33 protein-coding genes are annotated in these 25,409 nt (G+C 48.3%); 4 read left to right on the top strand and 29 right to left on the bottom strand.

All coding sequences use genetic code 11. The features are described from left to right. Nucleotides 1-36 precede the first annotated feature (36 nt). The gene (locus tag IPP66_05375) at nucleotides 37-420 is read left to right on the top strand and encodes a zinc ribbon domain-containing protein (GenBank protein MBK9924708.1); all 384 of its coding nucleotides are present in this window, start codon (nucleotides 37-39) and stop codon (nucleotides 418-420) included. Between the two features lie 53 nt (nucleotides 421-473). On the opposite strand, the gene IPP66_05370 is transcribed toward IPP66_05375, so the two are convergent. The 7 genes from IPP66_05370 to IPP66_05340 all read right to left on the bottom strand — a co-directional run bounded on the left by IPP66_05370 (nucleotide 474) and on the right by IPP66_05340 (nucleotide 5,259). Further along, entirely contained in the window at nucleotides 474-1,148 is a 675-nt protein-coding gene (locus IPP66_05370) for a hypothetical protein (protein MBK9924707.1), read from the bottom strand. A gap of 42 nt (nucleotides 1,149-1,190) precedes the next feature. Beyond that, nucleotides 1,191-1,697, bottom strand: a complete 507-nt coding sequence (locus IPP66_05365; GenBank protein MBK9924706.1) for a ClbS/DfsB family four-helix bundle protein — start codon at nucleotides 1,695-1,697, stop codon at nucleotides 1,191-1,193. A 13-nt stretch (nucleotides 1,698-1,710) separates the two neighbouring features. After that, nucleotides 1,711-2,394, bottom strand: a complete 684-nt coding sequence (locus tag IPP66_05360) for a Type 1 glutamine amidotransferase-like domain-containing protein (protein ID MBK9924705.1) — start codon at nucleotides 2,392-2,394, stop codon at nucleotides 1,711-1,713. A gap of 71 nt (nucleotides 2,395-2,465) precedes the next feature. Continuing rightward, on the bottom strand, nucleotides 2,466-2,996 hold the full coding sequence (locus IPP66_05355) for a hypothetical protein (protein MBK9924704.1): 531 nt from the start codon (nucleotides 2,994-2,996) through the stop codon (nucleotides 2,466-2,468). A 112-nt stretch (nucleotides 2,997-3,108) separates the two neighbouring features. After that, on the bottom strand, nucleotides 3,109-3,888 hold the full coding sequence (locus tag IPP66_05350; GenBank protein MBK9924703.1) for a hypothetical protein: 780 nt from the start codon (nucleotides 3,886-3,888) through the stop codon (nucleotides 3,109-3,111). A 10-nt stretch (nucleotides 3,889-3,898) separates the two neighbouring features. Further along, the gene (locus IPP66_05345) at nucleotides 3,899-4,513 is read right to left on the bottom strand and encodes a dTMP kinase (protein MBK9924702.1); all 615 of its coding nucleotides are present in this window, start codon (nucleotides 4,511-4,513) and stop codon (nucleotides 3,899-3,901) included. Between the two features lie 20 nt (nucleotides 4,514-4,533). Next, nucleotides 4,534-5,259 carry a hypothetical protein gene (locus IPP66_05340; protein ID MBK9924701.1) on the bottom strand — a complete coding sequence of 242 codons (726 nt, stop codon included), beginning with the start codon at nucleotides 5,257-5,259 and terminating at the stop codon, nucleotides 4,534-4,536. A gap of 142 nt (nucleotides 5,260-5,401) precedes the next feature. On the opposite strand from IPP66_05340, the gene IPP66_05335 reads away from it, so the two are divergent. Next, entirely contained in the window at nucleotides 5,402-6,550 is a 1,149-nt protein-coding gene (locus IPP66_05335) for a trypsin-like peptidase domain-containing protein (protein ID MBK9924700.1), read from the top strand. Between the two features lie 42 nt (nucleotides 6,551-6,592). Here IPP66_05335 and IPP66_05330 read toward each other — a convergent pair whose 3' ends face one another. The 7 genes from IPP66_05330 to IPP66_05300 all read right to left on the bottom strand — a co-directional run bounded on the left by IPP66_05330 (nucleotide 6,593) and on the right by IPP66_05300 (nucleotide 11,905). Then, nucleotides 6,593-7,276: a sulfoxide reductase heme-binding subunit YedZ gene (locus IPP66_05330; GenBank protein ID MBK9924699.1), complete on the bottom strand. Its 684-nt coding sequence runs from the start codon at nucleotides 7,274-7,276 to the stop codon at nucleotides 6,593-6,595. Between the two features lie 82 nt (nucleotides 7,277-7,358). Further along, on the bottom strand, nucleotides 7,359-8,321 hold the full coding sequence (gene msrP / locus IPP66_05325; protein MBK9924698.1) for a protein-methionine-sulfoxide reductase catalytic subunit MsrP: 963 nt from the start codon (nucleotides 8,319-8,321) through the stop codon (nucleotides 7,359-7,361). A 74-nt stretch (nucleotides 8,322-8,395) separates the two neighbouring features. Beyond that, complete coding sequence (locus IPP66_05320) at nucleotides 8,396-8,944, bottom strand: redoxin domain-containing protein (GenBank protein ID MBK9924697.1); 549 nt, start codon at nucleotides 8,942-8,944, stop codon at nucleotides 8,396-8,398. Nucleotides 8,945-9,027: 83 nt separating this feature from the next. Then, the gene (locus tag IPP66_05315) at nucleotides 9,028-9,432 is read right to left on the bottom strand and encodes a transposase (protein ID MBK9924696.1); all 405 of its coding nucleotides are present in this window, start codon (nucleotides 9,430-9,432) and stop codon (nucleotides 9,028-9,030) included. 20 nt (nucleotides 9,433-9,452) lie between these two features. After that, a complete protein-coding gene (locus tag IPP66_05310; protein MBK9924695.1) occupies nucleotides 9,453-9,839 on the bottom strand; it encodes a transposase in 387 nt (128 codons plus the stop codon). Between the two features lie 60 nt (nucleotides 9,840-9,899). After that, on the bottom strand, nucleotides 9,900-11,135 hold the full coding sequence (locus tag IPP66_05305) for a HAMP domain-containing protein (GenBank protein ID MBK9924694.1): 1,236 nt from the start codon (nucleotides 11,133-11,135) through the stop codon (nucleotides 9,900-9,902). A gap of 83 nt (nucleotides 11,136-11,218) precedes the next feature. Then, nucleotides 11,219-11,905, bottom strand: a complete 687-nt coding sequence (locus IPP66_05300) for a response regulator transcription factor (protein ID MBK9924693.1) — start codon at nucleotides 11,903-11,905, stop codon at nucleotides 11,219-11,221. Between the two features lie 128 nt (nucleotides 11,906-12,033). On the opposite strand from IPP66_05300, the gene IPP66_05295 reads away from it, so the two are divergent. Together IPP66_05295 and IPP66_05290 are read left to right on the top strand one after the other, a co-directional pair. Continuing rightward, the gene (locus IPP66_05295) at nucleotides 12,034-12,744 is read left to right on the top strand and encodes a TlpA family protein disulfide reductase (protein MBK9924692.1); all 711 of its coding nucleotides are present in this window, start codon (nucleotides 12,034-12,036) and stop codon (nucleotides 12,742-12,744) included. Between the two features lie 75 nt (nucleotides 12,745-12,819). Further along, nucleotides 12,820-13,491: a cytochrome c biogenesis protein CcdA gene (locus IPP66_05290; GenBank protein ID MBK9924691.1), complete on the top strand. Its 672-nt coding sequence runs from the start codon at nucleotides 12,820-12,822 to the stop codon at nucleotides 13,489-13,491. Between the two features lie 25 nt (nucleotides 13,492-13,516). Here the strand turns inward: IPP66_05290 and IPP66_05285 are convergent, their stop codons facing one another. The 15 genes from IPP66_05285 to IPP66_05215 all read right to left on the bottom strand — a co-directional run bounded on the left by IPP66_05285 (nucleotide 13,517) and on the right by IPP66_05215 (nucleotide 25,267). After that, entirely contained in the window at nucleotides 13,517-15,163 is a 1,647-nt protein-coding gene (locus IPP66_05285; GenBank protein ID MBK9924690.1) for a diguanylate cyclase, read from the bottom strand. A gap of 244 nt (nucleotides 15,164-15,407) precedes the next feature. Further along, complete coding sequence (locus tag IPP66_05280) at nucleotides 15,408-15,785, bottom strand: STAS domain-containing protein (GenBank protein ID MBK9924689.1); 378 nt, start codon at nucleotides 15,783-15,785, stop codon at nucleotides 15,408-15,410. Between the two features lie 34 nt (nucleotides 15,786-15,819). Next, complete coding sequence (locus IPP66_05275) at nucleotides 15,820-17,055, bottom strand: SH3 domain-containing protein (protein MBK9924688.1); 1,236 nt, start codon at nucleotides 17,053-17,055, stop codon at nucleotides 15,820-15,822. Nucleotides 17,056-17,112: 57 nt separating this feature from the next. Then, nucleotides 17,113-17,421 (bottom strand): hypothetical protein, encoded by a 309-nt coding sequence (locus IPP66_05270; GenBank protein ID MBK9924687.1) that lies wholly within the window; start codon nucleotides 17,419-17,421, stop codon nucleotides 17,113-17,115. Between the two features lie 2 nt (nucleotides 17,422-17,423). Continuing rightward, nucleotides 17,424-17,792, bottom strand: coding sequence for a nuclear transport factor 2 family protein (locus IPP66_05265; GenBank protein MBK9924686.1), 369 nt, complete (start codon nucleotides 17,790-17,792; stop codon nucleotides 17,424-17,426). Beyond that, nucleotides 17,789-18,322, bottom strand: a complete 534-nt coding sequence (locus IPP66_05260) for a hypothetical protein (GenBank protein MBK9924685.1) — start codon at nucleotides 18,320-18,322, stop codon at nucleotides 17,789-17,791. Before IPP66_05260 ends, IPP66_05265 begins: the two co-directional genes overlap by 4 nt. A gap of 2 nt (nucleotides 18,323-18,324) precedes the next feature. Then, nucleotides 18,325-18,930 (bottom strand): hypothetical protein, encoded by a 606-nt coding sequence (locus IPP66_05255; GenBank protein MBK9924684.1) that lies wholly within the window; start codon nucleotides 18,928-18,930, stop codon nucleotides 18,325-18,327. A 63-nt stretch (nucleotides 18,931-18,993) separates the two neighbouring features. Further along, nucleotides 18,994-19,890 (bottom strand): aminoglycoside phosphotransferase family protein, encoded by an 897-nt coding sequence (locus tag IPP66_05250; protein ID MBK9924683.1) that lies wholly within the window; start codon nucleotides 19,888-19,890, stop codon nucleotides 18,994-18,996. Between the two features lie 16 nt (nucleotides 19,891-19,906). Further along, nucleotides 19,907-20,452: a 5'-3'-deoxyribonucleotidase gene (locus IPP66_05245; GenBank protein MBK9924682.1), complete on the bottom strand. Its 546-nt coding sequence runs from the start codon at nucleotides 20,450-20,452 to the stop codon at nucleotides 19,907-19,909. Further along, nucleotides 20,452-21,435: a Gfo/Idh/MocA family oxidoreductase gene (locus tag IPP66_05240; GenBank protein MBK9924681.1), complete on the bottom strand. Its 984-nt coding sequence runs from the start codon at nucleotides 21,433-21,435 to the stop codon at nucleotides 20,452-20,454. Before IPP66_05240 ends, IPP66_05245 begins: the two co-directional genes overlap by 1 nt. After that, nucleotides 21,432-21,833, bottom strand: coding sequence for a RidA family protein (locus tag IPP66_05235; protein ID MBK9924680.1), 402 nt, complete (start codon nucleotides 21,831-21,833; stop codon nucleotides 21,432-21,434). Before IPP66_05235 ends, IPP66_05240 begins: the two co-directional genes overlap by 4 nt. Before the next feature lies 1 nt (nucleotide 21,834). Then, entirely contained in the window at nucleotides 21,835-22,524 is a 690-nt protein-coding gene (locus tag IPP66_05230; protein ID MBK9924679.1) for a hypothetical protein, read from the bottom strand. 81 nt (nucleotides 22,525-22,605) lie between these two features. Then, nucleotides 22,606-23,490 carry a DUF1003 domain-containing protein gene (locus IPP66_05225; GenBank protein ID MBK9924678.1) on the bottom strand — a complete coding sequence of 295 codons (885 nt, stop codon included), beginning with the start codon at nucleotides 23,488-23,490 and terminating at the stop codon, nucleotides 22,606-22,608. Between the two features lie 267 nt (nucleotides 23,491-23,757). Next, complete coding sequence (locus IPP66_05220) at nucleotides 23,758-24,600, bottom strand: PhzF family phenazine biosynthesis protein (protein MBK9924677.1); 843 nt, start codon at nucleotides 24,598-24,600, stop codon at nucleotides 23,758-23,760. 73 nt (nucleotides 24,601-24,673) lie between these two features. Beyond that, a complete protein-coding gene (locus IPP66_05215) occupies nucleotides 24,674-25,267 on the bottom strand; it encodes a hypothetical protein (protein ID MBK9924676.1) in 594 nt (197 codons plus the stop codon). Between the last annotated feature and the right edge of the window lie 142 nt (nucleotides 25,268-25,409).

The following is a 25,409-nucleotide window of genomic DNA, read 5'->3' as shown; positions in this document are numbered from 1 at the left end:
TACGCAAAGGATAAATTTTTCCGTTAAAATACATACATGCCAACGTATGATTTTATCTGTAACAGTTGTAACGAACGCTTCGATGTGTTCCTGACCTTTGCCGAGTATGGCAAGAAGAAAGTCTCCTGCACACACTGCAAGAGCAAAGATGTGCGCCGCCGCATGACGAAGGTCCGCATCGCCAAATCGGAGGAGAGCCGCATGGAATCCATGGCGGACGATTTCAGCGGATTCGAAGGTCTGGAGGACGATCCCAAAGCGATGGGAAAAATGATGCGCAAGATGGGGAAAGAAATGGGAGAAGAGTTACCGTCCGAGTTCAATGAAGTCGTCGATAGATTAGAATCAGGCCAAAGTCCCGAAGAGATCGAGTCTGCCATCCCTGATCTGGGGAACGCAGGCACGGGCGATGACGAGTAGATGAAAACAAAGAGCCGACCAATTTGGTCGGCTCTTTTATCTTAAACCTATGGTTAAGAGTTATTACCGCCGGTCATAACTTCCACTTGTTTGATCGTATCCTTGATATTGCGAGCACGACCGATCATATCATGCCAGAAAGAACTGCCCGCGCTGGCGGCGAGACCAGTCAGGATGATGCCGCCATATTGACCAACCGGCGTGGAAAGTGACCTCATGATCTCTGCGGAGAACAACGAGCCAAGAATCTCGAAAGAGTTGAGTTGCAGGGCGAAGGCAATGATGATACCGATCACAGCCGAGAGAAACCGCAGGAGCGTGATGCGTCGCTTCTGGCTGGAGGCATACTGTTCGCGCAATGTGGAGAACTTGATGGCGATCTCCTTCTGAGCAGCATTCACCTGTTCTTCGTAGCCCAGTTCTGTCAATGTCTTGATCGCGCTTGCACTCACTTCTTTGGCGATCTTATTTATTTCTTCCATGTTGGTATTTGTCTTTTCAGCAAAGGTCTGAATGGCAACCACCTTGGCGGCCTCTCCTGAACCTTCCGGGAGCCATTCTTCCACTACCTTCAACACATCATCCGGGCTGGCCTGCTTTTGCAAGCCTTTGAAAAATGAAAACGGTTCAAGGATGCTTTCCACACTGACCGATAACACAAGCAGGATCGCAAAGTACGCGCCCAACACACCAATAACTGCTGAAAGATTATTGATATCGAGATTCATGGATATTCTCCTCCAAAAGATTGATGAAAATAGTATAGCACGCTACAACAATTTTTCAATTGTCGCGCGGTGTTCCGCAAAATGATCGCTCGTATCCCCTATAACCCACATCAACAACGGACGTTTCTCCGGGTCATCTGCATGGCGTGGCGCCATCAACTCATCAAAAGACATTGCATCCAATTTCTTGATCACGTCCTCATACACCTGCTTCACCCACGCCAGCACATCTTCGGTGGAACGGTCCTTGTTACGATTGAACAACACCGGGTTGACCACTTCCATATCCCAACCCTTTATCACCTCTTCTGAAACCCCAAACACTTCATGCGCTGGGCGTTTGTCAATGTGGTACCCCATCAACAGATTCATCCATTCCGCCAAATGCGCGAGATTATCTTTCGGACTCCATCCGCCCGCATCGCGTGTCGTCATCAAGTTTGCCTTCTCAAGTTTCGAGACGACATTCATAAGCTGACTCCACTCACGTGTGATCACAGCCAACAATTCATGTTTACTACCGGGAACCCACTCTTCATCATCGGACATTTTCGCCTCTTTCTTAAGGGACGATTGCTCGACCCTCTTCGAGTTTTTCTTTCTCTGAATCCTTTCGCAGAATCCAGGCATCACCGCGCACAAGAGTCGTCTTCTTCCCATCGACTCTCACATACGCACCGTCGCTCAATATGACGATCGGGTTATCGTGAAAGAAATGATAATCCGCCAACCATGCATCCTTCACGGACTGTCCATGCCCATCCAACGGATAATGCACCACAAAATTAAATGGCAACACGTGCAAAGCATCGAAATGACTTGTCCCCACCGTGTTCATGTCTTGCGAAGTGAGTATGTTCGGTCCACACACCATTGTCCCAGCGCTGAACCCAATCAACGGCAATCCCGCCTGGACCTTCTTTCGCAAATACGGCAAAATCCCGCTGACCTGTAAACGATGATTCAATAGAAATGTATTTCCACCCGGGATATACACCAACGAAGCGCGACGGATGACTTCCTCGATCTCCCTTTGCGTCATCAACTCAGCATTGACCGATTCCAGCTTCGCCAAACCTTTGAAAGCTTCCTCGGTATATTCCAACCATCGCTCTGCATATAAGGAAGCCAATGGCAAGTAAGCGACCAACGAGTCATCCTTATCTTCAAGATAAGGTCGGCTCGCTTCGACGATATGGCGAATGTTTTCACCGGGATCAGAAAAAAGATGGATATCAACAGGCATAAAGAACCTAATCGTTTATAGAACAAGTGTACGACAACCCCCGTTGAAAATCAAGATTCCAGAGCCACAAGTTATTTGGTGGCCGTAAATAATAAGACTTTAAAACCTGCGTTTCCGTCTGCCGAAGTATATGGCTGTGTCGCCAAACATACAACCGATGAATAATAGGAGCCTGAAGTATTTTCAGGGACATAAGCAAATGAATTTGCGTCCTTCTCCATAACACCGACTTTTGTCATAACATCACAAGGAGTCCCCTGCCCTTCAAACTTTTTCCAGCCGTGCCCGCCTAACCACGTGTCAAAATATGCCATGACCGATTCCGATGTGTATAGCTCGTCTCCGGCGGGGAGAAAGCCATACTCTCTTCTCCACGTCCAAGTGTTGTGGCCACTTAACTTCACAGCGCTATCCGTGTATGGATTGTAAATCGCCTTCTCTTCACGTATAACAAACCCTTTTTCAGGCACAGGTGGATTGAGCACAACGTACCTTGGCCAATTGTTATAAGCAATGACGACTATAAATACACACAACAGAATATAAATATATACAAAAATCTTTTTCGGGATTCGGATAGTGAAGTATTCTTTCTCGTTCATAATTTGTTTATCCACCAGTTATCGGTTTATTCAGAATCGCTTTCCATAACTTGAAATGTCTTATGGGAGTCGGCTACCATGAACCGGTTGCAATATTATGCCGGGAATAAAATTATCGCTTCTTAGAGTTATCTACTATGCCGAGTAACAAATACAATGTAGAAATAATTGCTATGGTCTGATTTTCTTCCACTGGAATCCAGCGGTGCATGTGCGGGTTTCTAAAAGTTGCATAAAATCCTGAAAAAAGATTTCGGACACCATTTTGTTCTGCTGGTATATCACTGTACACTAAAACACCATCTCGACCAAAAGCCTTATTTATTAAATCTTCACCATATGAACTTGCATCTACCCCAATTTTATATCGTAGATAATCTTCAAAAAATATAAAGGATTGCTGAATTGCAGATTGTGGATTTAACTTTACATCATCATAAGTTGCTAAAAACAGTTGCGTTTTATATGGATAGACAGCTTGATCAGTAATGATTTCACATAATTGTGAATAAAGATGTGAAATTTCCATAAGAAGTTTGTAAGCTAAACTATCAATCAAGTCGTTTTCATGTAGTCTATCTTGATGGTAACGCACATAATTTTGAATATCTGCTAGAGAATTCATTTTTCCCAATTCATTCCTTATGTTGTTAATTGCATCATTGACTCCCTGGGGGTCTAACTGCAAATCATTTCTTGTAGCAGACTGACATAAATCGTAGACTTGTTTTTGAATTTCATCCACATCACTTAAAACATCTGCTTTATCCCTTTTTATATCTCTATCCTCTGCATACGACAAATATGTGACATCTTGATATAGATCACAAAGGGTAAAGCTTAGCCTTGTAAAATCTCTAAATAGTTTTTCAAGTTGCGCTCTAGTTTTCATTTTGATATCCCTACTTCAATTTTGCAACAATCACCTTCCGCAACTCTGCTTGCACATCATCCCACTTCTGGCCCGAATCCACGACCACCCAGCGATCTGGTTCCTGTTTGACCATCTCCATATATCCCGCACGGACTCGTTCATAGAAAGCCACTTCATGTGCGTCCATTCGATTCCATTCGAGGCCGTTTTTCTTTTTGCGTTGTAAGCCCACTTCCACATCAAGATCAAGCAGGATCGTCAGATCAGGGACAAGGCCTCCCGTTGCATACTTCACCAGTGCACGGACCTGCTCCCGGTCCTGTTGATGACCGTAGCCTTGATAAGCTATCGTTGAGTCATAGTAACGGTCGGAGATCACAATTTCCCCGTCAGCAAGACGCGGTTTGATGACCTGTTCCACAATTTGTGCGCGCGCAGCCTGGTAGAGCAACGTCTCCGTACGTGGATGCATCTCCGCATTCTTCAGGTCATGCAAAATATCGCGTACCTGTTCGCTGATGGATGTGCCGCCCGGTTCACGCGTGGGGAATACAACATAACCCTTTTCGCGGAGGTACTCCACAAGATAAGGGATGTGAGATGTCTTACCAGAGCCTTCGGGACCTTCAAGTGTAATGAACATCATTGCTCCGAAAAAATGATCTATCGATTCGTAAAGAAGAAAGACAACATGGCACCAACAAAAACCCCGACAAGGACGGTGATAATAACCTGCCAGGAAAACCTGCCCAGCAACTGCATTTCACTGTGGTCACTGACGATCAATGGTGAAGCGCTATCCATGGCGCGTGCCCCAAAATTAGCAGATGTTTTGCCAAGCACATAGATCTCATCCCCTTGTTCGATAAATCGTTCCTGCACACGCATGGTCTTATTCAGACTTAGAAAGCCTTGCGTGTTCACGCCCATTTCGTTCAAAGCAGCCTGCGTTTGTTCATCCAGAGGGCGGAACAAACCCGAAGCCTTGTTCACATCATCACGCAATATAAGTTCCGTTTGCGGCCCCGGGGACACTTTCATCCGTCCAGTTGCGTCATATACATCAAAAGCCGCCGTGGATGTGTTGCTATACACCGTCACCCAATGGGAATGTTTCCCTGAACTGCGCCGCTCTGAGACAACCACCTGCCACAACGCACAGGGCGTCTTTGTGATCGGGCTTTGCAAATTTATTTCCCCACTCACCTTGCCAACGACCTCCACTTGTTCACCTGAGGGAAGCGATGCAATATCGCCGGTGGATGTACCGATCATGCGAAGCATTTTCTCAAGGGTCTTATAGGATAAAAGCAACCCAAGCAAGCCGCCTAACGCACCACCGGCCAGGAGCATCCAGTTATTGCTTATAAAGGTCAGCACAGTATCCATATCAACAACCTCCAGAAGGTGAAATTTGGCGTAATTATAAGTTTATATTTAACTATTTCATACATTAAATACACAATCTTTTAATTCGTTTGTCATAATCGGGTACTAGAATTTTTTCTGATACAAACCAAGGAGTTTCAAAATGTCTTTTAAAAGAGTTTTGTATATAGCGCTCATCATCGCCGTCGCATCTGTCTCTGCATTAACTGGCGCCATCGCAGGCGGATTCGCTGTGTACCAAGCGGTTCAACAGCGGAGCAGTCTGCCTGTTTCTGTGCAACAGATCATACCGGCCAACAACACCGATCCGAATCAGACATTGGTACTCAACAACACAAATATCGAGACCGCAGTTACCCAATCTGTACAGCGGGTTGGCCCAGCAGTTGTTACTGTTGTTGGGACTGTCCCCGGCCAGATGACAGTCTTCGGTTTGACCGGCGATCAAACCGTGAGCGGAAGTGGATTCTTCATTAGTGATACCGGATACCTTCTCACCAACAACCATGTTGTGGAAGGCACAAAGCAAGTGAAGATCGTCCTCTCGGACGGCACAGAAGAACAAGCGACCATCGTCGGCACGGATCAATATTCAGATATAGCCGTATTGAAAACTGATGCGAAGGTCCCCGCCATTGCCAGCATTGGAAACTCAGACAAACTCGACCCCGGTGAATCGGTGATCGCCATCGGCTCACCGCTTGGGAACTTCAAGAATACCGTCACTGTTGGTGTGGTCAGTGCAACAGGTCGCTCCATAGACACGGGTAACGGCTACCAAATCGAAGACCTGATCCAAACTGATGCCGCGATCAATCACGGTAACTCAGGTGGTCCGCTTGTGAATTTGGCCGGTGAAGTGATCGGCATCAACACACTCGTTGTCCGTAACACGAACAGTGGTGATGTGGCCGAGGGGCTTGGTTTCGCCATCCCTGTGAACACAGCACAGGCGATTGCGCAACAGATCATTCAAAAGGGATATTTTGCCCGCCCGTATATCGGCATCAATTTTCAACCGATCAATCCCAACATCGCGGCTCGGTATAACCTGTCTGCCCAGTGGGGTGTGTACATCATGGAAGTATCGGCAAACAGCCCAGCCAGTACAGCAGGTTTACAACAGGGAGATATCATCACGAAAGTCGGTGATGTAGCATTAGACGAAACACATTCCTACGTGAACACATTGTTCGCCTTCAAGCCCGGCGACCAGGTCACATTGACCGTGATGCGGAATGGACAAGAGATGCAAGTACAGATCACATTGGGGGAGGCAAACCATACTTAAACAAATCGGGGCGGACGATTTGATCGTCCGCCCCGATGCAATTTATTGCGGGGTTGTTTTCGGTTGCAGAGTCCGCTTTCGAAACAGAGCCAGGACTCGGTCACGTAAAGAGGCGATGAACTTCCTCACAAATGGAATGCGGAAGATCAGGAGCAGGACGACGATCAGTCCATAGATCAACGGGCGGATGATTTCTCCTTGCAAAGCAAAGAGATTACCTTTTTTACTCCATATATAATGCAATATCACGATGGGAGCCAATATATAGATGCTTTGATGCAGACGCTTCCAATTTTTACCGAGGCGCTTCTTCCAAATATCGAAGGACGTCCACGCGAGAGGGATCATGATGAGGATCGCGATCAAGCCAGCGATCAGACGAGGCTTTTCGAACACATCCCTAACAATGAAACTCCACGCGAGGCCATAATCAAGATCGAGATAGATCAACACATGAATGGTGGCATACATGAAGGCATACAACCCAAGCGCGCGGCGGCGTTTGAGAAGCTCGCTCCATTTGAAAAGCGTATTGAGCGGCGTGCACGCCAATGACAATACAAGGAACACCAATGCCTGCCGCCCTGTGCGTTGTTCCAATGCTTGAATGGGATTGGCGGTCAGGTTATTCGTGAAGAATTGAAAGATCAAGATCACAAGCGTTGACCAGCCGTAGATATGCATGGCAACTTGAAGAGGGGTGAAACGCGTGAAGAATTTTTTCATTAGTATTCCGTAGGGGCGGCGTCCTGCAGCCCTGGTTTGATAATGACACATGGGCGGGGAAACCCAGCCCATCCATCATCCATTAATAATTTACAGCCAGATCCATGCCATCATACAAATGCGCAACCTGCTCAGCATACCCATTGAACATCAATGTTTCGCGGCGGCCCAATTCACCGATGCGGCGCTCGCTGGCCTGTGACCAACGCGGGTGTGGCACCTGCGGATTCACATTGGAATAGAAACCATATTCATTAGGTCCAACCTGGCTCCAAAGTGTAGTCGGTTGCTCCGCGATCAATTCTATCTTGGTAATGGCCTTGATGGACTTGAATCCATATTTCCACGGCACCACCAAACGGATTGGCGCGCCATTTGGGTTCGGCATAGGCTGGCCATATAAACCGGTGGCAAGAATGGTCAGGTCGTTCATGGCTTCATCAAGGCGCAAACCTTCCTGATACGGCCACGGGTAAAACGGGCTTTTCATGCCGGGCATTTCCTCGGGGCGATTGACCGTTTCAAAGCGCACATATTTCGCATCTGAAGTTGGCTCCACTTCCTTCAACAAACTCGAAAGCGTGAACCCGGTCCACGGGATGACCATGCTCCACGCTTCCACACAACGCAAACGATAAATGCGCTCCTCCTGTGTGTATTTTTTCAGCAGGTCTTCCATGCCAAAGGTCATGGGCTTGTTGACCAAACCGTATACTTCCACTGTCCATGGCGATGGATTGAACTTCGTCGCTAATGACGCAACGCCTTCCTTGTCCGTGGTGAATTCATAATAATTATTATAGTGAGTGATGTCTTCGTATGAATTGGCAGGACTCCCCAACTCATCGGTCAACCCGGTCGGGAGATTTTGCGGCGCTTCTTTCTCAGGGACGACTGTCCCTGCCACCGACGGCGCGCACGCCGCGAGAAGCGCGGATCCGGTCACAATGCCCGCGGCTTTGAGAAAATCGCGGCGTGAAAGATATTGTGAATACGGCGTGATCTCAGATGATTTCACAGGGACGGATTTGAATTTGTTGTTCATAGTTTCTCCAGTTTGGATTCAGCCAGCTCGTGTGCCCGAAAGGGTACGCTGGCGGGTTACGGAAGCAAGCTTCCTCATTCCAAAAGCAATGCTTTGATATTCTCTTCGGTCGTTTCATATCGACCTTCACCAATATGCACATAACGGATATGGCCCTGCTTGTCTATCAGATACAACGTGGGCCAGTAATGGTTCTTGTAAGCCTGCCAGGTCGCTCCGTCGTTATCTTGTGCAACCGCATATTCGATTCCCAAGTTCGCAACTGCGTTCTTTACATTATCCAGATCCTGTTCATATGAGAACTCGGGGTAATGATTGCCGATGATGACTAGTCCCTGATCTTTGTATTTGCCATGCCAGTCTTTCAACGAGGGGATCACATTCTGACAGTTATAACATCCGAACGTCCACATTTCGACAATAACAACTTTTCCTTTTAAACTTGCGATGCGTAAAGGAGAGTCAACATTCAGCCAGGTATCGTTCGTGAGTTCAGGAGCAGGCCCGAGGTCCGGCAGTGAGGCGGCTTTTGGGGATGCAGAATCCGCTTGTGATTGGACGGCGGCCTGATGAGCACATCCAAAAAGAATTAAGGCAAGTAATCCAAACGCATAACGTTTCATGGTCAGTCTCCTTGATGTTGTTATTCTAAGGAAACTTCCTTACGAAAAGATTACATAAGAATGAAGAGACCCTAAGAGGCTGTTTAATAAATCTTAAATTTAGCAAGACGTCGTAGCCCAAGCCGGATCATCAAGATATAAATAAAAGACTCACTGGATTGCACCAAGCGCTCATAGTCTCTAGCCATACGACGATTGCGCGTGATCCAAGCATTAGTTCGTTCAATGACCCAGCGTTTGGGTAGAACTTGAAATCCTTTTTGGTTGCCTACCTTCAAGATGAAGGTGATCTCAGCTTGAAGTTCATTTTTGACCCAATCAACGAGGTGCCCACGATAACCACCATCAGCAAAGATTTTTTGCAAACGCGCTCTGAGAGACTTCCCCTTTTTCAATTTCACCAGAGTTTCTTCGCCAGCATAAACATCTTGTACATCAGCGGCAGTGACTTTGGCCAGAACTACGAGCCCCATCGTATCTGTAATCACATTTCTTTTTCGTCCTTTTATCAGTTTGCCACCATCAAAACCAATTTTTCACCACCTTCTGCACTTTTTATGCTTTGACTATCCAGAATCATTGCACTCGCTTGTGGACTACGCCCTGCTTGAATTCGAACGCGCTCTCGAATGATCGTATTAAGCTTTTCCCACATGCGGTTCTTCCCAAACTGTCTAAAATAATAATAGACTGTTTGCCAAGCAGGAAACTCATGTGGTAAATCTCGCCAAACACAACCATTTTTGACAATGTAAAAGATGCCATTCATAATCGCTCGCCAAGGTATTTCTCGTGGTCTGCCTTTGCGCTTTGCTCTGGGCAAGTATGGCGCAATTTGCTTCCATTCGGTATCATTCAGGTTAGTCGGGTATTCTTGGTTTGATTTGGTCATCATCCAAGTTTGCCCGATTTTTCCTCTTTTTCCTATTTATTAAACAGCCTCTTAGGGTTTTGATTATGGAATATGAAAGGTGAACTGCGTGCCTTTACCGACCTGACTTTCCACTTTGATCTCGCCCCCATGTGCGCGGACAATGCCGCGTGCAATGGCGAGCCCCAACCCCGCGCCAGTGCCGCGATGGCGGGACCTTGAAGCGTCACCGCGATAGAAACGCTCGAAGATATGTTGAATATCTTCCGCACGGATGCCCTCGCCCGTATCGCTGACGGTCACTTCAACGCCTTGAGCCGAGCGCCGCACCCAAACGCTGACCCTGCCTTTTGTTGTGTGACGCAACGCATTGCCGATGAGATTATTGAGCACACGCCCGATGGCTTGTGTGTCCATCGTGACAGGGTCAACATCGAGTTCCACGTTACCTTCGAGCGTGATGTTTTGTTGTTTGGCAAGTTCAGTAAAGCTTTCGAGCGTATCGGAAACGAGATCGCTCAAAGATGCTTGTGCGCGGCTGAGCGGGAAACCGCCAGCATCCAGTTGCGCCATTTGGAAGAGGTCATCGATCAACGCAGAAAGATTCCGCACATCACGTTGTGCTGTGTTGAGATACCGCTTTACGGTTTCGGGGTCATCCACCACGCCATCGGATACGGCTTCAAGGATGGCACGCATCGAAGCCAGTGGAGTTTGCAGGTCATGGCTGACCCATGCGATCAGGTCACGGCGCATGTTATCGAGGTCACGCTGTTTCTGGTCGGCGGCTTGCAGTTGTCCGGCCATTTGATTGAACGCGTTGGCAAGCATGGCAACTTCATCTTTCCCTTTTATTGGGACGCGCGTGTTCAAGTCACCTTGCGCCAATTTTTCAGCCGCATCTTTCAATCCATGAATACGTTCTGTGACTGTGGTCGAAAGAAAATACCCCATCACCATGGCCATGCCACCGGCAAAGATCAATAACACAATGGCGAGCGAAAGATCATGCGGGCTGGCGAACATCATCTGCGCCGAGAACCAGACGTTGAAGAATGTCAGCACACTTGCCAGTGCATACCCACCCAACAACGTCCAACGTAAGGTTGGGGAGTAATTGATCCAACCCAAACGATAGGCCGCATACCCAGCTAACGCCGAGACCAATGCCGTGATGCCGAGATATAAAGCCATCAATCCCAACTCGTTCATGGGCGGAAACATGACCAGCATAAAGATCGCCAGCGAAACCGCGACGATCAATACAATGCCCATCGTAAATCGGGCGAGCAGGGGAGTTTGGGAGAGGGTTGTTTTCATATTTTTCTTTTCGCCCTGAGCGGAGTGAAATGCAGACGAAGGGCGCTTCGACTTCACTTCGTTCCGCTCAGCGCGATATATCACTAAGGTTCAAATTTATAACCAACACCCCACACGGTTAACAACCGCGCGGGTTTCGACGGATCATCTTCGATCTTTTCACGCAGGCGCCGCACATGCACGGTCACAGTGCCTGGGTCAATGTATTGCGCGCCGCCCCACACACGTTCCAACAATTGTTCGCGCGTAAACACCTGCTTCGGATGACGCGCCAGCAGATACAACATATCGAACTCTTTCGCTGTCAACTCAACGGGACTTCCTTTGACTGTGACCACGCGACTCATCGGCTCGATAACAAGATTCTCGAACGACAGCGCGCGTTCAGACTCCGTTTCGGCCTGATCCCGTCCGAGACGCCTCATCACCGCTCGAACACGACTCACCAACTCTTGCGGACTGAATGGCTTGACCACATAATCGTCCGCGCCCATTTCGAGACCAGCGATGCGGTCTATCTCTTCGCGGCGGGCCGTCAGCATGATAATCGGCACATCGGAACGGTCTCTCAGCCAGCGGGTAAGGGAAAGACCGTCTACTTCGGGGAGCATCAAGTCCAGGATCACGAAGTCAGGCATTTGGCGCTCGAAGATATTCATCGCCTGTTTCCCATCCGAAGCGATCTGCACGTTAAAGCCCGCACGTTTGAGGTATAGGCTCACCACTTCCGCGATGCTGGCTTCATCTTCCACGACGAGAATGTTCTTTATGTTCATCAGTGAAATCATACTCCATGGTTTTATAGAACAGTGAATATGTTCAGACTTTCGTAATAATTTTACAGCCGTTTCGTAAGCGCAAGCCGATACCATACAGAGAATTCAAAAAGGAGAACCAAATGAAAAAGAAAAATATTGTATTGAATGTGATGTTGTTACTGGCCTTTGTGCTGGCGGCCTGCAGCGGGACCGCCCCTGACACGATGAAAAAGCCCGAAGATGCAATGATGGATAAGCCGACGGAAGAGGCTATGATGGACAAGCCCACCGAGGAAGCCATGATGCCACACGAGACTCCTACGGCCGACGCCATGATGATGAAAGAAACACCGACCCCAGATGCAATGGTCAAGCCTACCGAAGAAGCCATGATGGAAGCACCTGCGTGGTTCTCGGCCTCGTTGACGGACGTCCATAGCGGTGAAGCCTTCACCATCAATGACCTGAAGGGCAAGGTGGTATTGGTAGAGACCATGGCAGTGTGGTGCTCCAATTGTTTCAAACAACAGACACAGGTGAAAGCGTTGCACGAATCTCTCGGTATGCGCGATGACCTTGTAACCATCGGCTTTGATATTGACCCGAACGAGGATGCGGCTCAACTCAAGGATTTCGCTACAACGAACGGCTTTGAATGGAAGTACGTGATTTCCCCTACAGATGTCTCTCGTGATCTCTCTTCTTTATATGGCGCACAGTTCCTCAACCCACCTTCCACTCCGATGTTGATCATCGACCGACATGGCATTGCACACCCGCTTCCTTTTGGCATCAAAAGTGCAGACGACCTGATGAAAGCGCTTCAACCGTATCTGGATGAGGCGATGTAATAACTGACCGACGACCGTAGACCGAGAACAGATATAATCTGCATCAGTCTACGGTCGTTTGTCTGAGGTCATTTTATGGAAACTATCATCACATCCATCTCACTCGGTTTGCTGGCAACGACCAGTCCCTGTGTTTTGCCGTTATATCCCGGCTTTCTCGCCTATATCAGCGGCGGGCAGGAAGGGATGCAAAACAAAGCAGGTCGCTATTTCCTCGGCTTCTTTGTACTGGCAGGCGTACTTACGATGATGCTCGCTTTGGGCGGTATCATTGCATTGTTGTCCATTTCCATAGGCAGAGCGTTGTCCATCCTGATTCCCATCGCTGACCTGCTTATCATTGTCTTCGGCATTCTATTGTTATTGAATATCAACCCATTCAAGAGTCTGCCGCAAGTACAGGTGCCGGTGTTATCGCATCCATTCGTCAATGCGTTCATCTATGGGTTGCTGTACGGACCTATCGCATTACCCTGTTCCGGTCCTTTGGTGGTGAGTATCTTTGCCTTGTCGCTAACCGCTACAGAGGCGTTCAGTCAACTGAATGTGTTTTTCTGGTTCGGCATGGGATTTGGCATGCCCCTATTGTTACTATCATTTCTCTCCGGTGCGGCACAACGCTGGATTACGCGTCAATTTGCAATGCGCGCCCGTTTGATCAATGTCATCAGCGGATTGTTGTTATTGGGGGTTGGAATTTACGATCTGAGCGTTAACTGGCCCCTGCTACAGGCTTATTTTCTTTAGGCGACAATAAAGCGCGTTTATCAAGTCAAATATTTAACGCACTATCATCTCTTTGTTCAATAGTGCTTTCCGAATCGCGATATACATATACGCGATTACGACCCGCTCTCTTAGCGGCATAAAGCGCTCGATCCGCGGCGCGCAACAAGTCTTCCTTCTTTTCGCCGTGGGCTGGGAAACAGGATATTCCCATTGAAATGGTGATATTCAAGTTTACACGCCCAAAGGGAATGAACTGTGTTGTAATAGACCTATGCAACACAGTTGCCCGGTCTTTTGCAACATCGATGTTGATATTGGGCATGACCAACACAAACTCTTCGCCCCCAAAACGACAAACGAAATCTCCCTGACGGCTCTGGTTTGTCACCGTGTTCGCCAATGTCTTGAGGACAAGATCGCCTGCTTCGTGTCCATACGTGTCATTCACATCCTTGAAATAGTCGATATCCATCATCACAATACACAACGGATAGACCTCACGTGAGGCACGCGCCAGTTCGCGTTCAAGGGTCTCTTCAAGGTAACGACGGTTAAAGAGATTGGTGAGCGCATCACGGATGGCTTGTTCGCGCAGTTGACTCTGCAACAAGCCGATCTCAATCAGTTGAGTCTGCATGCGATCCATGGCATGACGCAGATCCTTTTCCACTTCTTTGCGGTCTGTGACATCGCGAAAGATGATCAAACGTCCATTCAAGGTTTGATCTTCATCATATAGAGGCGTCACACGCAGATCGAGATAACGCGACGATTTATTAGGGAGTCTCAACTCAGTGCGAGTTTCCAGGCCGGTTAACAAGTATTCAGTGCTATCGGTCCAGATATTGAGCGCTTCTGAAATATGTTTACCAAGGAACGATTTGGGTTCCCCATCCAAGAAACTTTTCATGGCAGGGTTGACATCCACGATACGACCTTGTGCATCAAGTACGAGTACGCCATCACTCATATTCTCGATTAGGCGGCTTCGCGCAATAGGGACAAGGTCCATGAAGCGGTGACGGAAAATCGTGTACGCATACACCATCCCTGAAACGCCGAATGCGATGGGAGTGACGTCAAGTTTGTTAAATGCAGTATCGGCAGTTTGTGTATAGATGCTAAACCCAAAAGAGAGAACCGACCCATATATTATATAAAGATACTGTCGCTTGAAAATCTGGTTTGCACTTCGATAGCTGAGCAATAACAGAATAAAGGACAATGCAATAATGGTGTATGAATAGGCGGTGTTCACCCAAAACCATGTGCCTCGTAGAACTTCCATGATGCGGTAGTCTTCGTTCGTCACCGGCGCAATGGATGAAAAAACAAGGCGTGGTATTCCCCATACCATAATCAACATGATGATCGGTTCAAGTAACAACAACAACATACTGTAAAACGTGAGCCATTCTTTGCGATGCGTGATATTCAGTGTGAAGACCAGGAAGGGACCTGGGATCATCACCACGCCGATATACATGACCTTTAACCAGAATATCTTTTGCGCCAATGGCACAAGCGCCCAGGTCAGCGCATAGGAAAAGCTCCATATGAACATGCCAAGAAACATCACCCTTAAAGCAGAAGACCCCGGAGCAGTGTGCCGACGGGTAAGGAACAATACGATCAATGTGGTTAGGGCAGAGATCGCGAGAAAAAGAGAATAAGGATGGTATTGAATCATAATCAAACAATAACCTGTATGCCCGGTACAGGTTGCAACGCCAATTTTATATTACTTTTCCTTTGTTTCATTTGCAGATTTCCTTAAAATGAAAAATGTTTACATTTCAAGAATGGCAAAAAGCAACAAGGTCAACCATGAATTTTCACAAAGAATAATGAAGCGTCCCCAACGTGTCCGACATTCTTTGTGATAGTTAAACACAAAAGCTCATCATAGAACAACGAGCCTTTGCATTTGATCATTAATCTTTTCCGAATGCTTCGAGAGCCGAATCGATATCTTTATGAACGGGGATGTTTTGCAGAAAACCGGTGATGCCGAGGATATCGTAAATCTGCGGAGGAGCCTGACACACACGCACATATGGATCCTTGAAGCGATCCTCCTTCGGCGTATACATTCGATATACCTTTTGCAAAGCGCGCATACCAGCACTCGTGAGCGTCTTGAGTTCTTTCATATCGATCAACAGAAAACGCGTACCAGATTCATACACGTCACGCGCCGCTTCCAATAGACGGTCTTCACTTTGCCCATCAAGCCAGCCATGAATATGCAACACGGTGACAGGCACCTTCACCTGTCTTTGTTCAGAAGAAATCTCGAAATCACCTTCCATAAATACACTCGCTTTCGGTAGTACCAATAAAGATTCAAACCACGCTCACATAATTTGCCGCTACATAACCGAGCTTACCACCTAGTTCACGCACATAGATCCACTTATTCGCCACACCGATCTTCGTCTTTGCTTTCTCTTCCGGTTCCACTACTGTGAGTTTGGTACCGGCTTTGATACTCATAACCAACGCGCCACCAAGCGATGGATACTTGCGCATGCGCAGTCCACTTGAGCCAACAGTGCTGGATACTTTCACTATCAATTTCTTTGGTGCAGAAGGCGAAGGAGTAGAAGGTACCGGCGTGGATGGGACAGGTGATGGAGTTACAGGTGTGCTTGGGGTCGGACTCGAGACCGGCGCTTCATTACTCGGACTTGAAACTGGTGTGGTCTCAACCGGCTTTGTCTCCACTGAAACCTTTTCCAAATACCATGCGGCACAGAAGCCTTCCTTGCCATCCGGCGTGCGGACTCGTACCCACTGGTTTACGCCACCCACTCTCGATAAACCATCTAACTCAAGTAGCAACAATTCCGCGCCTGCTGTGACGGTATCCACAACATTGGCCATGCTCGATGTATCAATACTCGAACGGACATTGAGTCCCCAAGTTACATCAGCGCGGACTCGGGCGTAGGCTCCGCTTGAAGTTGTGGAACCAGTTGTCGGTGTAGAAGGAGGCGTTGTACTTGTTGTCGAGGAAGACGGGGTGGAGATCGGTCCGCCTGAGCCATAGGCTTCGAAAAGGATCACATGCGAGATGGCACGTTGAAGGGTGCGTCCCTGCGCATATCGTTTCATCAGGTAATCTTCTTTATCGGTGCCGGGGTTGTAAGGCCAGGGGTCGAGCATGAGGTAATCATCCCCTTTGCGAGCATAGAGCACCACCCAATGGGTTTGGATGCCAGTCGCAGGGGATGAGTCCACTTGCACGATCGCGGGTTGACCGGCTGCAATGGCCGCATCAATTTGCGCGAGAGGTGCATCGCTGGTGGAGCATGGAATAAAAGCCTTGAGCGAAACATTCGGATAAAGTTTGGTAACCGCGCTCCACACGATACCGGCGCTGGCAAAGCCATTCACATTCTTAAGTTTTTGGTTGAGGGTCTTGGGAGTTTCCGTATACCCATGTCCACTTAGGAGCATGGCGGTGGCAGTGAGGGCACAACCTACATAACCGATGGTGTCGCCCGGGTCACCGAAACCGAGCAGGTCATTCTTCCATTGCGGATCTTGTTGAGACAGATACACGAGCTTGAACGACACGTTTGCCTCCTTTGGCAGTTGAAGACGACGACTTAATGATTATAACGCTTTGATGTGTCATTTCGGTCCAGCTTCAATCGCATCTAACAGCAAGGCTACATCAATAGGCTTGAGATTAAGCCCAAAATCCCACGAGTCTCTATCGCCATGAAGGATCCACAGGCTACCGTGTTCCAGCACCCAAAACACAGGTAGGTTACTTGATATACCGGCTGTGATGTAGTCTTTACCTTCCCGTATGTGGCGCGAGACAGAGTTGAAATCGCTGGTCGTCCCGTGGATCGTCCATTCGTATCTACCCGAATCCGACTCAATGATAAAAAGCTTATCATCGTCACCGGCGTTATCATCGTATTGAAATCTCATGGTCATCCTTTTACGTAAGACAACTTCTCACAAATGAGATCATCCTTTAACTTGAAGATATCCACCCCGCGGACGTATCCAGCGCCCCATGTGTATTTCCAGCGCATCACACAACGATAGCCAAAACCGAAGATCTCCTCAATGTCGATATGGGCATTGGGAGACTCTGCGAAAAAGCTTTTCCAAAATTCTGTCACTGCATCTTTCCCAGAATAGATGGTTCCATCGGGAGCGGGGTTTGTGTTTTCGAAGACACAATCCTCACTCATGAGTTCCATCATCCCAGCTACATCGTGGCGATTGAACGCTTCGTTAAATGCAAGGACAACACGAATCGCCGACTCTATCTTTGACATACGTGCTGGACTCATATGGATGTCATCTCCTTTGGGTACAGCGCTTCGAGCCGCCGTTTCGCGGCATACAAAAGCACCACCGAATAGATCTTGTGAAACCCAAGCAGGGCGCGGAATACAAGACCGAGCGTTGACTTTCCTGTTCGCGGATCTACCATCGGGACAATCGCTGACCCAAAGTATAAACGTGTGCCGCCTGATTCCAAAGGGAGGACCATCAGCCATGATCGCGTGCGACTGACAAAATCACACATCAACAGTTGATTCTCCGTCCGCGCTTCGACCGTCCACGCCGCAAAAGTGTCTCGTGTGCCATCGGAGAGTTGCTTTGCTTGCAAGTCTGTGGATGGTTTATTCACTGTCCATGTGAGGATGAATCGTTCGATCTTGAATACGAATGTCGTGTAAAAGGCGTTGACGTATTGCGCGTGTGAGACAGGAAATGCGACTTCCGTTGCATAACAATCAGTGTAGGCGCCATCGTCCCTGCGATAACGGCCTAAGAGGGAGTCAACAGGCAAAGGGTAGGTTCGAATCGATGGCAAGGTTAAGTCTCAGTTTTATTGAGTGGCCCGATCCACGTTTCTGCAAAAGCTAAGAAGGCTGTGCTTCGAAAAAAGCCATCATCTGCTTTAAGGGTTTGGGCTTCGCCGTCCACTCTTTTATCGTTGACTAGAATCCGCGCTTCCCTGCATGGACAAATGATTGTTGTTAGATCATAAGTTGTATCGCCTGTTGGGAAGCCAGGCCACACAACCTGCTTGCGATCCAGCACGTCAACCCATTCCAACTCAACTCGCACATCTGTTGATTTGCAGATCACACGATAAGAAGTCCCATTGTAGATATGTTCGCAATGGGCTTCTGCATACATCAATGTTTCAGTGGGTACATTTTCAAATTCAGGGAAATGTCGTGTAAGATCATTTACCAATACTTTTGCGAGTTCGAGGTTGTCTGTAAAAATGCCTCCGTGACCAACATCGGTCGCTGTGTCGACAAGCCAGAGGATGAGCGCGTGCCCCACTCCATGCGGACTATCCGTACAATGCCAATAACTCGCCACCGCTGTGACTTGTTCCGTATTGGGCACATATAAAGTCATTGCGGGATTTTCACCACTGAAAAAGACCGGGCGTTTAATCTCAACCATTACGATGTTTCCTATTGCATTTTATTGATATGACTTGTGAATCAATCTGAACGATAAATCTATTCAGCCATTTTCTCGATAGTCAGCAAAAACAGTCTCGATCATGTGCATCGCGTTTCTGACACCGATGGGGTTGGTGTTCAAGTAATATGGAATGAAGATCACCGCTTGAGACAGGGCATGTCCGCGACCTCGCGCCCATGTGGCATCGTCAATTTCCAGCGTCGCGCGGAATGCATCCCGACTCTTCCCGGTGAACAAACCCCACGCGATCATCATATCGCAAGCGGGGTCACCTACGCCTAGTCCGCCGAAATCGATCACTGCGCTTAAATGGCCCTGAGTGAACAGAAGATTACCGGGGAGCAGGTCTCCGTGAAACCAAACAGGTGCACGATTCCAATCATGGGCTTTCAGAGCAATTTCCCATATTTTTATCGCAGTATCAGCATCGATCATATCGCGCATGGAGTTGATCGCTTCACGTGTATTTTCATCCCGACCGATCAATGGTTCGCCACGCAAGTTGTGTTCTTTAGCAAGCGGTCCACCATCAGTATCAATTTGTTGCAAGGCATTGATGAATTGCGCCAGATCAACAGCCGCTTGCACTGGGTCAGCGATGTGTTCGAGGGTCAGGTTATCACCTTCGAGCCACCGATAGATTCCCCAATGCCACGGATAACCTTCTCCTGGTTCATCCATCGCGAGCGGATCGGGAATTGCAAGCGGCAGATGCGGGGCAAGTTTGGGCATCCATTCCATTTCCTTTTTCACCTGTCCAGTTGCCCAATCAATGCGAGGCAATCGCACGGCCATATCATGGCCGAGACGATACAATGCATTGTCTGTGCCAGCCGAAGGGACTGGCTCGATCAGAAGATTCGCCCAGTGCGGAAACTGCACCGCAAGCAATCGTCGCACGAGTGATGCGTCCGTGATCACTTCATCATCGTGCATTTTGCGGGTGGCTTGATCAGCCGCCAAGGTTCAACACATCCTTCCAATTTTCCCAGGTCAACCGTTTCTTGCTCCCGCCTTTGTTATACGGACGATCATACAGGATATGCTCCCAATCCGGTTTGGATTCGACTCCTGTGATATCTGGTTTATCGTCGATGATGTAATCTGCCTTTACAAGCGTTTTATCCTTCGTGAGGACAATGCGCTTCACCCACTCTGGACCGAGGAACTGGTCCACCCATTCAAATTTTTCCAACACGCAATTCTTATACGTGGTCAACGGACTGGTACAGATGAACACTTCAAGTCCCATCGCGGCCATTTCGAGCAGGGCTTCTTTTGCTCCATCCATTGGCATCATGTCACGGAAGAAGCCGGGCTCCAACAAGATCTCAGCCACCAAGGGTTTAAGTTCTTCCGGATATTGGTCTTTGACGTAGAACACCGTCCGTTCTTCCATGGGGATGTAAAACTTATCAGGGTGCCGTGTTTGCCAGCGTTTGAGAAATTCTCCATCAAAGTCAGAGATGACTCCGTCCATATCGATCAGTATTCGCATTAAGTTCCTCTTCTCTTCAGCCCGGCTTTTTCATAGATCGCGTCGATCACGCGCATGTTGTTGACGGCATCCTCGGGGTTTGTACTCAAGGATATTTCCCCGTGGATGGCTTTTACAAAATTTTGTAATTGCAGAACGTAAATATCCCCGCCTTTGACATGTTCACGCCTTGTGCCTTCGGATGTACGAACCGTCATAAAGTGAAACCAGTGCGGCTGAAACGGACCGAACACTTTCATTTCGCCTGCGTCGCCTTTCACGTGAAGGAACGAGTCGAACAATCGCGGAGAAAGCATATCGCAAAGGATGCGCCCCGTACTTCCGTCAGCAAATTCTAAATTTGTTTCCATACCCGAATCAACTTCAGGCTTGAAGAGACGCGCTTTTGCGTCCACTACTTTGGGTTCAGCACCCATCAAATAACGGACCATACTGACCGGGTAACAACCTGCATCCATCTGTGCGCCGCCTGCAAGATCATATCGATAACGGACATTTGAAAAATTGAGCAGAATAAAACGAAAGCGCGCTTCAATACGTTGAATCTTGCCGAGATCATTTTCCATGATGTGCTTCATGCGCGCCGTGAGCGGATGATTGCGATACGCAAACGCTTCGCTCAACACCTTGCCTGTTTCTTTTGCAACACGCGCCATCTCCATGGCTTCCTCTGCATTGGACGCAAAAGGCTTTTCACACAGAACATGTTTGCCCGCACGTAACGCTTTGATCGTCCATTCAGCGTGTAAGCCGTTAGGCAATGGATTGTAGATCGCATCGATCTCTGGGTCATTCAAGAGTTCATCATAGGTCGCATGTACTCGCGGAATGCGAAACAAACGAGCAACCCTTTTTGCCCGCTTGGGATCCCGTGCGGCGATGGCGGCTATTTGCACTTCCGGTACGCTCCGTGCAGGGATGCCGAGCGCCATCGGCACGATCTTTGCCGCACCCAAAACGCCAATTCGAATAGGACTTGTCATTCGTCTTTTTCTCCGAGAATTGCCGTCACTTCAATCTCAACCATCAGCTCTGGGCTGATCAATGCTTTCACTTCGATAATGGATGCGGCAGGTTTGATCTCTTGGAAATATAAACCATGTGCCTTGCCTACTTCCTCCCAACGGGAAATATCGGTCACGAACATTCTTGTCCGCACCACATCTTTCATGGATGCGCCTGCCTGCGCCAATGCCTTTTCTACTTTCGCAAGGGCACATCGTGTCTGTTCATACGGATCGTTGACTCCAACGACGTTGCCATTTTCGTCAACGGCTGTTGTCCCCGCCACTTCGATGACATTGCCGATCCGCACCGCACGTGAATAACCGACGATGTCCTCCCATTTTGCGCCTGAAGAGATATTGAGTCTGTGAGTCATTTTACTTTCCATATCCATAGGGTAATTGTTCCAAAAACTTTTCGATGTCTGCGGGGGCAATAAATAATCTTTCCAAACGTTTGGAGAAACCTTTGGGATCCTTGGGGGTGAGCAACAAACCGTCATTGCCTTCGTGCATACGCGCGAAGAAATCCCAGCCTTTGTCTTTTTGGAACTGAGTCCGTTCGATGCGGCTGATCTCTTTGAAAGTGAGGAAGAGACGGTAATCAAGATGTCCCGGCGCATAATGGACGGCGATGCCGTCAGCCGTGATAACGTACTTAACAGGTGCGCCGAAGAATAGCGCATCACGGTACATCATCGAAAAGCCCACAAGGATGAAAAAGATCTGCCAGCCATTCAAGCCAAGCTGACCCTTCAACAAATAAGCGAGCACAACGCTGATCGCAACCAAGATCGAGAGATTCCGCGCAGTTTTTTTCCACGGAATGGGCGGTTGGTCCACATAAAACTTGCCATCGCCCGGCGCGTGTTCACGCCGCATGTGCGAGAGCCATGCAAGCGATTGCCATCGCAACATCGAAAGCCCGAGCAGGATGACCAAAAGGAAAATGATCGAGAAGTTGGGCGGCCAGCTCCACAATGCGATGAAGACGATCCATGCATATGGGAATTGTTTGATGAACAGCCGAGGGATGCCAAGGATGAAATTATCGAGGAATTGGTTCATGCCGCGATTATAAAGTAGGCGTCTAAACTTTCCACCCTCTACAGTTTTGTTTTCGTGTGAACATCACAAAACAAACCGCGCTTATTTGCGCGGTTTGTTTGAAGTGCGTTTCCCTTTAGTGGAATTACTCTTGTGCAATCTTGATAATATTTCGGCGTGCATGTGGTCTATCTTTTCATGCAAGTGCGCCACTTCCAACTCGGCTTTCAAATTGACCTCATACTCAATATCCGAGCGGATGCGGTCTTTGGCGGCCTGCCGGTTCTGGCTGATAAGCAAACAGGTCGAAAGGATGATCGCTTCAACTGAAACACTCATTGCCAGCAAACCAAAGGGGAATGGATCGAACACTGAAAGTCCCAACCTGTTGACTCCAGAGTGATAGACCGGCTCCACATTCCAACTGATCCAAAAGGCAAGCAACAGAACATGCAGAAACAAAAAGGACATGCTTCCGCAGATCCTCGCGATGTTATCAGCTATTTTTTCAGAAAGAGTGCGCCTATCTTCCGACTCCTCGTTAGCGTTGCGTGTCACTCGCTGGCGTAGAAGGTTGCCGGTGTTGCGGATGCGCTGTCCCATCACAGTCAACATATCAATGGCGGCAGATGGATTTTGTTCGAGGAAAGAGATCAATTTTTCACGGCTGAGCACCAACAACGCTGAATCTTCCAAAGCCACTGCGGTAGCCGTGCGTGCGCCCCCATCGAACAACGAAAGTTCCCCAAAGAAATGCCCAGGTTCGCATTTCGCCAATGTGATCTTGTTCCCACCGTGATCGTGTGTGAACAACTCCACCAATCCCGTTTTCACAACATAAAACGTATCGCCGGGATCGCCAAAACGGAACAATACTTGCCCCGCGCGGGCCGGGAACACTTTGAACATGGTCGTCAGTGTGTTGCGTTCTTTAACGCCTAATGCTGAAAAGAACTCAACCTTATTAATAAGATCAGGAGCAGCCATGTGTCCCTCATTGAGTTTGAAATAACAAAAATGGATGGGAGATAAACCTCCCATCCATTTTTGCGTCCCTTGTAGGGACATACATAAGGAGTGTAACAGTCCAAGAAGATGTCTCGGCCTGAACAGGGTGGCGTGTGCCTGTTCATCTGGTTGGCCTTTTCTCGTAGCTCTGTTTCGTCCGTCATTATAGGTGCGGCATTGGTATAAGCCCATTCCCTAAATGGGTAATTTAGAAATGGGACTCTCGACCATCAGCCGGGCTCGCCTTTACGCCTCGTTCTCCTCAATATGCCTTGTCTCACCGCTGACAGATACGCTCTCTCCGACCTTCGGGCTGAATCTCACTAACAAGCGGGATGGCACGCCCATATCTTCTCCCTGCAAGATCGTGAAGTTGCGGCTCCCTGTCCAACCGATATCGCGCAAGTACCCTGCCAATGCCGCGGCCGCCGCGCCTGTGGCCGGGTCTTCATAGACTCCGCCCGCCGCAAAGGCATTGCGCGAATGGAACACGGAGTCGGACTCGTTCCACAACAAGCTGATCGTAATGACGCCCTGTTCCATCATCAATGCGCGGACCTTGTCAAAGTCATAGTTCATCTCGGCTAAAGTCTTACGTTCTTTCACGACCAATATCAAATGTTTGGCACCACCCGAAGCAAAACGGACGGGAAAGCCCGGGTTCAAGTCCACAGCTGAAAGGTTGAAAGAAGCGAGAACTGTAGCCACAAATTCCTTCGGCGCATCTTCTGAAGATGTCCCCGGCGATTGCAGCGTCGCAACCAATCCATTTCCCGATTTCTCCGCACGGACCGTGATCTGGCTGTCGTTCAACGTCAACTTATATTCGCCTTCGCCAAAACGTTCGCCGAGCGCTGCGCCCAACGCGATCGTCGCATGCCCGCAAAACGGAACTTCCAACTCCGGCGCGAAATATCGCACGCGCCAGCCATCCGCTTGCTTCACAAGGAAAGCCGTTTCAGAATACCCAACTTCCTTGGCGACATTCATCATCTCTTCATCACTGGGCATCACATCACAAAACGCCACACCCGCAGGATTACCGCCACGTCCGTTATGGGAAAACGCGGCTAACTTTAAAACATTCATATCTGTTCCTCCAAAATTGTGTGGATAATAAACAACATCCTTTTTGATGTCCCCTCTCGTTCTTCTATTACCGTTATTCTGTAAACTTACGATACGGCTCGTGGGTGTAATACTTCGGTCTTACATCCAATCGGATGTGAAGCCAATATACTCCAAGCCCCGAGGTGCTGACCCAAAGTGGTTTGTCATTGATATTGTCCATCAGCGCATTCGCTAAAGAGATGAATAGATCGTGCTTTTGATCGTCGGGAGCATTACGGACAAACGATGCAAAGTGAGTGTAGATACGATACGGAGCAATGGGGCAAGGGACGATCAACTCCGCGTCGCGTCCTAAATTGCCAAAGGTGATCACGCTTTCATCAGTTTGACCTGGGTTAAATCGATCTTGAAATGGGCTCGAATCCGCGGCGATCTTTGAAAGCTGCGCGCTGTTGATCAAGACAAACTCATAGGGTTGTTTAAGCGTCGCTCTTGTAACAGGCGGATTTTCCCAAAAGAACGCATTGAAAGTCGATTTCTGCAAAATGGAAAAATAAAACTTCCTGAAGCCCGCATTGGACATCCAGAAAGAGACCACATCTCCGTACGTTAATTGTCTCCCCCAACTGTATAAGGTGATCTTTTGAGTGTTCTCGTTAAGTGCTTTTGACTTGGAACTCCACATATACTTTCTTCAATTGGTGGATTATAAGCCCTAAAATTGGCACTTCATGACTGGCTCTTAAGCACTAAAAGACAAACTTTATAAATACAATAAACAAGCCGCATCCTTATGGACACGGCTTGCATTCTACATTCTAACTTCT

Source organism: Candidatus Defluviilinea proxima (genome assembly GCA_016721115.1).
Classification (GTDB): domain Bacteria; phylum Chloroflexota; class Anaerolineae; order Anaerolineales; family Villigracilaceae; genus Defluviilinea; species Defluviilinea proxima.
The sequence above is the reverse complement of the archived record's forward strand: the minus strand, read 5'-3'. Positions and strand labels throughout refer to the sequence as shown.

Coding starts and splice junctions, on each gene's coding strand:
- IPP66_05375 (MBK9924708.1), top strand. CDS start 37: ATGCCAACGTATGATTTTATCTGTAACAGTTGTAACGAACGCTTCGAT.
- IPP66_05370 (MBK9924707.1), bottom strand. CDS start 1,148: ATGAATCTCGATATCAATAATCTTTCAGCAGTTATTGGTGTGTTGGGC.
- IPP66_05365 (MBK9924706.1), bottom strand. CDS start 1,697: ATGTCCGATGATGAAGAGTGGGTTCCCGGTAGTAAACATGAATTGTTG.
- IPP66_05360 (MBK9924705.1), bottom strand. CDS start 2,394: ATGCCTGTTGATATCCATCTTTTTTCTGATCCCGGTGAAAACATTCGC.
- IPP66_05355 (MBK9924704.1), bottom strand. CDS start 2,996: ATGAACGAGAAAGAATACTTCACTATCCGAATCCCGAAAAAGATTTTT.
- IPP66_05350 (MBK9924703.1), bottom strand. CDS start 3,888: ATGAAAACTAGAGCGCAACTTGAAAAACTATTTAGAGATTTTACAAGG.
- IPP66_05345 (MBK9924702.1), bottom strand. CDS start 4,513: ATGTTCATTACACTTGAAGGTCCCGAAGGCTCTGGTAAGACATCTCAC.
- IPP66_05340 (MBK9924701.1), bottom strand. CDS start 5,259: ATGGATACTGTGCTGACCTTTATAAGCAATAACTGGATGCTCCTGGCC.
- IPP66_05335 (MBK9924700.1), top strand. CDS start 5,402: ATGTCTTTTAAAAGAGTTTTGTATATAGCGCTCATCATCGCCGTCGCA.
- IPP66_05330 (MBK9924699.1), bottom strand. CDS start 7,276: ATGAAAAAATTCTTCACGCGTTTCACCCCTCTTCAAGTTGCCATGCAT.
- msrP (MBK9924698.1), bottom strand. CDS start 8,321: ATGAACAACAAATTCAAATCCGTCCCTGTGAAATCATCTGAGATCACG.
- IPP66_05320 (MBK9924697.1), bottom strand. CDS start 8,944: ATGAAACGTTATGCGTTTGGATTACTTGCCTTAATTCTTTTTGGATGT.
- IPP66_05310 (MBK9924695.1), bottom strand. CDS start 9,839: ATGATGACCAAATCAAACCAAGAATACCCGACTAACCTGAATGATACC.
- IPP66_05305 (MBK9924694.1), bottom strand. CDS start 11,135: ATGAAAACAACCCTCTCCCAAACTCCCCTGCTCGCCCGATTTACGATG.
- IPP66_05295 (MBK9924692.1), top strand. CDS start 12,034: ATGAAAAAGAAAAATATTGTATTGAATGTGATGTTGTTACTGGCCTTT.
- IPP66_05290 (MBK9924691.1), top strand. CDS start 12,820: ATGGAAACTATCATCACATCCATCTCACTCGGTTTGCTGGCAACGACC.
- IPP66_05285 (MBK9924690.1), bottom strand. CDS start 15,163: ATGATTCAATACCATCCTTATTCTCTTTTTCTCGCGATCTCTGCCCTA.
- IPP66_05280 (MBK9924689.1), bottom strand. CDS start 15,785: ATGGAAGGTGATTTCGAGATTTCTTCTGAACAAAGACAGGTGAAGGTG.
- IPP66_05270 (MBK9924687.1), bottom strand. CDS start 17,421: ATGAGATTTCAATACGATGATAACGCCGGTGACGATGATAAGCTTTTT.
- IPP66_05265 (MBK9924686.1), bottom strand. CDS start 17,792: ATGAGTCCAGCACGTATGTCAAAGATAGAGTCGGCGATTCGTGTTGTC.
- IPP66_05255 (MBK9924684.1), bottom strand. CDS start 18,930: ATGGTTGAGATTAAACGCCCGGTCTTTTTCAGTGGTGAAAATCCCGCA.
- IPP66_05250 (MBK9924683.1), bottom strand. CDS start 19,890: ATGCACGATGATGAAGTGATCACGGACGCATCACTCGTGCGACGATTG.
- IPP66_05245 (MBK9924682.1), bottom strand. CDS start 20,452: ATGCGAATACTGATCGATATGGACGGAGTCATCTCTGACTTTGATGGA.
- IPP66_05240 (MBK9924681.1), bottom strand. CDS start 21,435: ATGACAAGTCCTATTCGAATTGGCGTTTTGGGTGCGGCAAAGATCGTG.
- IPP66_05235 (MBK9924680.1), bottom strand. CDS start 21,833: ATGACTCACAGACTCAATATCTCTTCAGGCGCAAAATGGGAGGACATC.
- IPP66_05230 (MBK9924679.1), bottom strand. CDS start 22,524: ATGAACCAATTCCTCGATAATTTCATCCTTGGCATCCCTCGGCTGTTC.
- IPP66_05225 (MBK9924678.1), bottom strand. CDS start 23,490: ATGGCTGCTCCTGATCTTATTAATAAGGTTGAGTTCTTTTCAGCATTA.
- IPP66_05220 (MBK9924677.1), bottom strand. CDS start 24,600: ATGAATGTTTTAAAGTTAGCCGCGTTTTCCCATAACGGACGTGGCGGT.
- IPP66_05215 (MBK9924676.1), bottom strand. CDS start 25,267: ATGTGGAGTTCCAAGTCAAAAGCACTTAACGAGAACACTCAAAAGATC.